Genomic DNA, 7558 nt, shown 5'->3' on the forward strand with positions numbered 1-7558 from the left:
CTATGTGCGCAATTTCACGGACGTGGACGATAAGATCAACGCGCGCGCAGCTGAAAGCGGACGTAGCATTCGCGAAATAACGAATGAAACAACGCAGTGGTATCTGGACGACATGGCTGCTGTTGGCGCGCTTGAGCCGAACCACATGCCGCGTGCCACCGAATATATAGCTCAAATGATTACAATGTCAGAGGATCTGATCGCTAAGGGTTTTGCCTATGCGGCTGAAGGCCATGTGCTGTTTTCGGTCGAAAGCTATGAGGATTACGGCAAACTGTCAGGCCGTTCTGTCGATGATATGATCGCAGGCGCGCGCGTCGAAGTCGCGCCCTACAAGCGCAATCCGATGGATTTCGTGATCTGGAAACCCTCGGATGCAGACACCCCCGGTTGGGACAGCCCTTGGGGGCGTGGGCGCCCAGGGTGGCACATCGAATGCTCCGCCATGGCGCATGATTTGCTGGGTGAGGCATTTGATATTCACGGCGGCGGCAACGACTTGATGTTCCCGCACCACGAGAACGAAATCGCCCAGAGCAAATGCGCAGGCCATGATTTCGCGAACATCTGGATGCACAATGAAATGCTTCAGGTCGAGGGCAAGAAGATGTCCAAGTCCTTGGGCAATTTCTTCACCGTTCGCGATCTGCTGGACCAAGGCGTGCCGGGCGAGGTGATCCGTTTTGTTTTCCTGTCCACGCACTATCGTAAGCCGATGGATTGGACGGCGGAAAAGGCGGCCCAAGCAAAGGCGACACTTACCGCATGGCGTGCTCTGATCGAAGGCGTCGAACCAATCGGCGTCGATGAAGACATCGTTGCACTGGTTGGCGATGATCTGAACACGGCCGGTGCTCTGACGCGACTTCATGCGATGGCCAAAGAAATCACGTCCAACCCACAAAAGGATTGCTCTGTTCAAAAGGGCGTTTTCTTGGGCTCGGCGCAGATGCTAGGCTTGCTCAGCGATGAACTGGGTGGCTGGGACAGCTCTGATGTGGACCTTACAGACTATGCGGACCGCCTTGGTGCATTGCGCGCCACCGCGATGGAGAGCAAAGACTTTGCCCCCGTCGATGCGATGAAAACAGCCTTGATCGCAGCAGGCGTTGAGGTGCGTATGGGCAAACAAGGCGTTGAGCTGGTTGCCGGTTCTGACTTCGATGCAGCTAAGTTGGAGGAATTGAAATGAACCTCCGCGAGACACAGGACAGCCCCCGTCCGCGGGTGGGGGTGAAGCCCCCGCCCATGGGGGCGGTCGGGGGCTGCCCGTGCAAGCACGGACTACGTTGTCTGCAATTTGAGAAAGTGGTGTCATGAAAGAAAAACTCTATCTCTACGACACCACTTTGCGTGATGGGCAGCAAACGCAGGGCGTTCAGTTCTCCACTGCTGAGAAAATCCAGATCGCGGAAATGCTCGACACGCTTGGCGTTGATTACATTGAGGGCGGTTGGCCGGGTGCAAATCCGACCGATTCCGCCTTCTTTGACAAGGCCCCGAAAACAAAGGCTAAAATGACCGCCTTTGGCATGACCAAACGCGCGGGGCGGTCTGCCGACAACGATGATGTCTTGGCGCAAGTGATGCAGGCGGGCATGGGTACTGTCTGCCTCGTTGGCAAATCCAGCGCCTTTCATGTTTCCGACGCGCTTGGCATCACCAAGGCGGAAAATACAGCGAATGTCGCCGCCTCCATGTCCCATATCGTGGGCGATGGTCGCGAGGCGCTGTTCGATGCAGAACACTTTTTCGACGGCTACAAGGCCGATCCCGACTATGCGCTCGAAACCTTGCACGCCGCGATAGAGGCAGGCGCGCGTTGGGTAGTGCTCTGCGATACAAACGGCGGCACGTTGCCGACCGAAGTCTACGAGATCACCAAGGCGGTCATCGCCTCTGGCATCAACGGCGACAATATCGCGATCCATACGCACGATGATACGGCCAATGCGGTAGCCTGTTCGCTTGCGGCAGTTGATGCAGGTGCACGCCAAATCCAAGGCACGCTCAATGGGCTGGGCGAGCGCTGTGGCAACGCTAATCTGACAACGCTCATCCCGATCCTTTTGCTCAAAGAACCCTACGCGAGCCAATATGAAACAGGCGTCAGTATGGACGCGCTCAAAACGCTAACCAAAGTGTCCCATACGCTGGACGATATCCTGAACCGCGTCCCGACGCGCCAAGCGCCTTTCGTTGGCAATTCGGCCTTCGCCCATAAGGCGGGTTTGCATGCCTCCGCGATCCTCAAAAACCCAAGCACCTATGAGCATGTCGCGCCAGAAGTCGTTGGAAACGAACGTATAATTCCAATGTCCAACCAAGCGGGCCAGTCCAATCTGCGCAAACGTTTGGCAGACGCAGGGTTGTCTGTTGAAAAAGGTGATCCAGCGCTTGGTTTCCTCTTGGATGAGATCAAAAAGCGCGAAGAACAGGGATATTCCTACGACACTGCCCAAGCGAGTTTTGAGCTGCTTGCACGCCGCGCCTTGGGGCAAATGCCTGATTTCTTTGAGGTAAAGCGCTACAAAGTCTCCATTGAGCGCCGCAAGAACAAATACGATAAGATGGTTTCCCTGTCAGAGGCCGTGGTTGTCGTGAAAATCGACGGTGAGAAGAAACTCTCTGTCAGTGAATCCATGGATGAAACCGGATCAGACCGCGGCCCTGTAAATGCGCTGTCCAAAGCGCTGGCCAAGGATTTGGGGCAATACCAAGAAATGATCGACGATATGCGCCTCGTTGATTTCAAGGTGCGTATCACCCAAGGCGGCACCGAAGCGGTGACGCGGGTCATCATCGATAGCGCTGATAAAGATGGTCATCGCTGGAGCACAGTGGGGGCCTCTGCCAACATTGTTGATGCGAGTTTTGAGGCGCTTTTGGACGCGATCCAATGGAAGCTTATTCGCGATACGCAAAAAAAATGAACGAGTAACCTTGACGTTACATGTCACCTTAGCTACTCATGTCACCCATAGGTTACATGGAGGGCAGGGATGTCTTGGTTCATTTTAACAATTTCTGGCGGGTTAGAGGTCGTTTGGGCAACTGCGCTCAAGGCCTCCGACGGATTCAACAAACCCCTTTACAGTGCAATTGTTGGCGTTGCCGCACTCGCCAGCTTTTGGTTGCTCGCCTATGCGATGCGCGCTTTGCCGCTTGGAACGGCCTATCCGGTTTGGGTCGGCATCGGCGCAGTTGGTACCTTTATCGTGGGCGTTATCGCTTTTGGTGAAAGCGCTTCGCCGCACCGTATTGCCAGCGTTGGTCTGATTATTGCCGGTATTGTCGGCCTCAAATTGGCGGAGGGCTAAGACATGAACGCTGATATGATCGCCCGTATTCGACTTGCTGTTTTCGCGCTCGCGGGGTTGGTAAGTGCCAGCTATAGCATTATGGCAATTGCGACGAATACGCCGAGCCCAATGTCGCCGTGGCTTCCCGGCGTTTGCGGCGTGGCCGCTGGCATTGTCGTTTGGCTGAGCGCGCGCCTCGCAGGGCGGCGCAATGCTTGCATCGCACATGATGAGCTTTACAAGCTGGAATGGGCAAAGGCTGTTCGCCGCTCCTATTGGTTTGCCATCTCTCTTTACCCAATCTTTGCTATTTTGATGGCATTGGACGTCGTCACGCCAATCACAGCATTTGCTGCGATGGGGACCGCTGCTGGCTCTGCGCCGCTTCTGATCTTTTGCATGATCAATGTGAGGGGGTGAGCCATGGCAGAGCTGCACAACAATCTGAAATCCCTGCGCACGGAAAAGGGTTTTACGCAGGCCTCGCTTGCCGACGCCGTGGGCGTAACGCGCAAAACCATCAATACGATTGAGAACCGTGTGTTTACACCCTCCACCTTGCTCGCGATGCAAATCGCGCAGACGCTCGATTTGACGGTACATGACATTTTTTACGTGAAAGACGATTGATATGTTGATGAAAATAATCACATTTACGGCAATTAGCTTTGCGATCACTGGGATGATTGCCCTGGGTTTGATCGCATCAGATCGCACCAAAGACCTGACAGAGGACAGCACAGACGGTGGCCTAAATTTCCAATCCACGTTTGAGCGTGGAATCAGCGCAGCGCCAGAGACAACCGATCTAAAGATGAAAGACGGATGGAGCCTGCCAGTGCGCCATTATGGGACGCAAGATCCTAGCAAACCCTTGCTGATTTTCGTGCATGGCTCAGGCTGGCTAGGTTTGCAATTCAATAATATTGCCAATGCCTTATCTGGTGATGCTTATGTACTTGCGCCAGATCTACGCGGTCATGGCGCAGCTCCTGAGCGTCGAGGCGATGTCGATTACATCGGGCAGATGGAAGACGATCTTACGGAGTTGATCGAAGCGACGCGCTTGCCGGATCAACAGGTGATCCTTGCAGGGCATTCCTCAGGCGGTGGCTTGGTTGTACGTTTTGCGGGTGGCAAACATGGCGCTTTGATGGATGAGGCGATTTTGCTGGCGCCGTTCCTTAAGCATAATGCGCCGACAACACGTGAAAACTCGGGCGGTTGGGCGCGTGTCATGACCCGCCGTATCATCGGATTGAGCATGTTCAACACCTTCAAAATCACCGCGCTTAACCATTTGAAGATCATTCAGTTCAATATGCCGAAAGCCGCGCGTGAAGGTGAATATGGACATCTGGCAACTTTGGCCTATTCCTTCCGCTTGAACACTGGATTCGCCCCGCGCGGCGACTATTTGAAGGACATCGAAGCCTTGCCGAAATTCACCCTGATCGCAGGGCGCGAGGACGAAGCGTTTTTCGCTGATAAATATGAGGGTGTGATGAGCGCCGTGACGAATAAGGGCGCCTATCACATCGTGGATGGAGAGACGCATTTGAGCATTGTGGACGCGCAGGCGACGGAAGATTTGATCCGTGAGGCCTTGAAGTGAGCGAAGCGCCCGATTGGTATGCCTGCGCCGCAATTGTTGAGCGCGGCGACCCTGACCGATTCCGCGCGGCGATGGCAGCACTTGCCGCGGCGCGCGAAATCTTGTTCCCGATTTATGCGGCCAATGTCGAAATCGCGCGCGCGCCTTGGGTAACGCAGGAGCCGATGATTGCCGAAATGCGGCTGCAGTGGTGGCGTGATGTGATGGATGAGATTATCGCAGGGGGCGAGGTGCGCCGACACGAGGTCGCAACGCCGCTCGCGCGTGTGCTGAGCAAGGCAGGGGCAGAGGCCCTTGATACTCTGATCGCTGCGCGTCGTTGGGATATTTACAAAGACCCGTTCGAGGATGAAGCCGATTTCACGCGCTACTTGGAGCAGACGGGTGGCGGTTTGTTATTCGCAGCCTGCGACGCGCTTGGAACATGTGATCGCACTGTGGCAATGCATGCTGGCTATGCTGCTGGACTTGCTGGATTTTTCCAAGCCATTCCGGCGCTAGAAGAGGCCAAGCGCGTGCCTCTCTTGGACGGCCGGACCGAGGCAATTTCAGCCTTGGCGAAAAACGGGTTGGACCGTCTCAAAACGGCGCGCCAGTCGCGCAGCAGCCTCGCGAAAGAGGCGTGCATTGCGCTTTGGCAAGCAGAGCCGCTCTTGCGCCAAGCCATGAAGGATCCGCGCGCGGTTGGCGAAGGACGCCTTGAGGTGTCAGCGCTCACTTCGAGCCTCAGACTGTCAAAGGCGGCTTTGCTCGCGCGTTGGTAAGCGGTTAGGCGACCTTGGTGTTTTCAGACCGCAGCATCAGCCAGACGAGCGCGCAACCCGCCAGCGCCAGGAACGGGATCATCGCGTAGTTCACTGCGGCCCAGCCTTGCACAGGATCACCGCCCGAACAGTTCATCAATCCGCCAGAGGCGAGCGAGGCCAGGGTCACGCCGCCAAAGACAAAGACGTCGTTCATACCCTGAACGCGCCCGCGTTCTTGCGGCGCATGTGCAGAGGTGAGCATCGCTGTCGCGCCGATGAAGCCAAAGTTCCAACCAAGGCCCAGCAAGATCAGGGCTATAAAGAAGTTTTCGATTTCAACGCCATTGAGCGCGACAACGCCTGCAAGCGCGAGGATGATCAAACCTGCGCCAATGATTTTTTCGACGCCAAAGCGCGCGATCAAATGGCCTGTAAAGAAGGACGGGATGAACATCGCGAGAACGTGGCTCGACACGACATCCGCTGCTGTGTTTGTCGTGAACCCACATCCCACGACCGCGAGCGGCGTTGAGGTCATCACAAGGTTCATCAAGGCATAGGACACCATGGCGCAAATGATCGCGACTGCGATGCGCGGGGTCTTCAAGAGCTCCAAACGGCTGCGCGCTGCGGGTGCATCTGCATCGGGCGCAGCGGGTGCAGGGATGTTGATAAACAGGAAAAGGGCGGAGCCGATTACGTTGATCACAACAACAATCAAATAGGTGCCGAGGAAAGGCACAACAAAGGCATCATTTGTAAGTTTCACCAATTGCGGACCGATGATTGCAGAAGCCAGACCACCTGCCATCACATAGGAAATCGCTTTCGGGCGAAAGTCATCGCTGGCGGTATCTGCGGCGGCAAACCGGTAAAACCCTTGCGCGCTCATGTAAAAGCCTGTGCAGAAGCTCCCCAGCAGCAGCAACGGAAAGGAGCCATAATAAAGCGCGATAGAGCCGATCAATCCACCAAGCGCGCCGCCGATTGTACCGATCCAAAACCCTGCGCGACGCCCGTGTTTTTGCATAACCGATGAAATCGGCGTTGCAGCGCACATGGAGCCCAGAACGATCATAGAGATCGGCATCGTTGCAAAGCAAATGTTGGTGGCGAGCGATTGACCTGCCAGACCCGCGACGATGAACAGGATCGGCATTTGCGCACCAAGAAAGGCTTGCGCAAGGATCAGCACGAAAACGGTTCTTTGCGGTGAAGAAATGGCTTGGGTCATAATCGGGGTAAATCCTAACGCGTCGGTTCGAATGCGCGTTTAGGCGGCATCGATGATATGTGCGAATGAGCCTGAGATATGCCCGGCCTGCAACCCCATATCGTTCAATTCTGTGCCTGTTGCATCTTTCGCTTGGAACAAGGGCGTGCCTTTGGCGCGGATCGTACTGGCGTAATGGAACTCATGGGCGGTCCAATTGCCCTTGAACAGGCCTTGCGCCGCAGTGAGACTGCGATACCCGAGATGCAGTTTGCGCGTCTCGAAAGAGGTTTCCAGCGCAAGTAAGCCCGCCATTTTGTGACGCGTCCCGCTCGCGTCGATCAAGCCGTCGCCGAGGGTCATATAGCCCCCGCATTCGCCATAGATCGGTTTGTCGCTGCCGTGTTCGCGTAGGCTATTTAGGAAAGTGTTCGCAGCGGCGAGCTGGCCGGCGTAAAGCTCAGGGTAGCCGCCGGGCAAAAAGACGAAGTCACTTTCGGGGACGTGTTCATCCGCGAGTGGTGAAAAAGGCAGGATTTCAGCGCCTTGCGCACGCCAGTCCTGCAAGATGTGGGGATAGGCGAAGGCAAAGGCGCGATCCGACGCAATCGCGATACGTTGCGCGGGGGGCATGAAGTGGTGATTGCCATACGCGCGCGGCAGGTGAGCCGCAAGTGCGGTA

The 7558-nt window shown here is 55.8% G+C and carries 8 protein-coding genes and 1 pseudogene; 7 read left to right on the top strand and 2 right to left on the bottom strand.

From position 1 onward, the window contains the following. The 7 genes from cysS to ABJQ89_RS09660 all read left to right on the top strand — a co-directional run. Positions 1 to 1192, top strand: a 1192-nt coding sequence (gene cysS / locus ABJQ89_RS09630; RefSeq protein WP_348496035.1) for a cysteine--tRNA ligase, incomplete at its 5' end; no start/stop codon positions are given. 124 nt (positions 1193 to 1316) lie between these two features. Beyond that, positions 1317 to 2933 (top strand): citramalate synthase, encoded by a 1617-nt coding sequence (cimA, locus tag ABJQ89_RS09635; RefSeq protein WP_348496036.1) that lies wholly within the window; start codon positions 1317 to 1319, stop codon positions 2931 to 2933. Between the two features lie 69 nt (positions 2934 to 3002). Then, positions 3003 to 3320, top strand: a complete 318-nt coding sequence (locus tag ABJQ89_RS09640) for a multidrug efflux SMR transporter (protein WP_348496037.1) — start codon at positions 3003 to 3005, stop codon at positions 3318 to 3320. Positions 3321 to 3323: 3 nt separating this feature from the next. Then, complete coding sequence (locus ABJQ89_RS09645) at positions 3324 to 3722, top strand: hypothetical protein (protein WP_348496038.1); 399 nt, start codon at positions 3324 to 3326, stop codon at positions 3720 to 3722. Positions 3723 to 3725: 3 nt separating this feature from the next. Then, on the top strand, positions 3726 to 3932 hold the full coding sequence (locus tag ABJQ89_RS09650; RefSeq protein ID WP_348496039.1) for a helix-turn-helix transcriptional regulator: 207 nt from the start codon (positions 3726 to 3728) through the stop codon (positions 3930 to 3932). A 1-nt stretch (position 3933) separates the two neighbouring features. Beyond that, on the top strand, positions 3934 to 4917 hold the full coding sequence (locus tag ABJQ89_RS09655; RefSeq protein WP_348496040.1) for an alpha/beta fold hydrolase: 984 nt from the start codon (positions 3934 to 3936) through the stop codon (positions 4915 to 4917). Beyond that, the gene (locus ABJQ89_RS09660; RefSeq protein ID WP_348496041.1) at positions 4914 to 5681 is read left to right on the top strand and encodes a squalene/phytoene synthase family protein; all 768 of its coding nucleotides are present in this window, start codon (positions 4914 to 4916) and stop codon (positions 5679 to 5681) included. Before ABJQ89_RS09655 ends, ABJQ89_RS09660 begins: the two co-directional genes overlap by 4 nt. A 4-nt stretch (positions 5682 to 5685) precedes the next feature. Here the strand turns inward: ABJQ89_RS09660 and ABJQ89_RS09665 are convergent, their stop codons facing one another. Both ABJQ89_RS09665 and ABJQ89_RS09670 read right to left on the bottom strand, forming a co-directional pair. Then, positions 5686 to 6897, bottom strand: a complete 1212-nt coding sequence (locus ABJQ89_RS09665) for an MFS transporter (RefSeq protein ID WP_348496042.1) — start codon at positions 6895 to 6897, stop codon at positions 5686 to 5688. Positions 6898 to 6936: 39 nt separating this feature from the next. Further along, a pseudogene (locus tag ABJQ89_RS09670) lies at positions 6937 to 7558 on the bottom strand (cobyrinic acid a,c-diamide synthase); the annotation flags it as partial.

It is taken from the genome of Planktotalea sp., assembly GCF_039984035.1.
Taxonomy (GTDB): Bacteria; Pseudomonadota; Alphaproteobacteria; order Rhodobacterales; family Rhodobacteraceae; genus Planktotalea.

Excerpts from the sequence above, each read along its gene's own strand:
- cimA (WP_348496036.1), top strand. The coding sequence starts at position 1,317 with ATGAAAGAAAAACTCTATCTCTACGACACCACTTTGCGTGATGGGCAG.
- ABJQ89_RS09640 (WP_348496037.1), top strand. The coding sequence starts at position 3,003 with ATGTCTTGGTTCATTTTAACAATTTCTGGCGGGTTAGAGGTCGTTTGG.
- ABJQ89_RS09645 (WP_348496038.1), top strand. The coding sequence starts at position 3,324 with ATGAACGCTGATATGATCGCCCGTATTCGACTTGCTGTTTTCGCGCTC.
- ABJQ89_RS09650 (WP_348496039.1), top strand. The coding sequence starts at position 3,726 with ATGGCAGAGCTGCACAACAATCTGAAATCCCTGCGCACGGAAAAGGGT.
- ABJQ89_RS09655 (WP_348496040.1), top strand. The coding sequence starts at position 3,934 with ATGTTGATGAAAATAATCACATTTACGGCAATTAGCTTTGCGATCACT.
- ABJQ89_RS09665 (WP_348496042.1), bottom strand. The coding sequence starts at position 6,897 with ATGACCCAAGCCATTTCTTCACCGCAAAGAACCGTTTTCGTGCTGATC.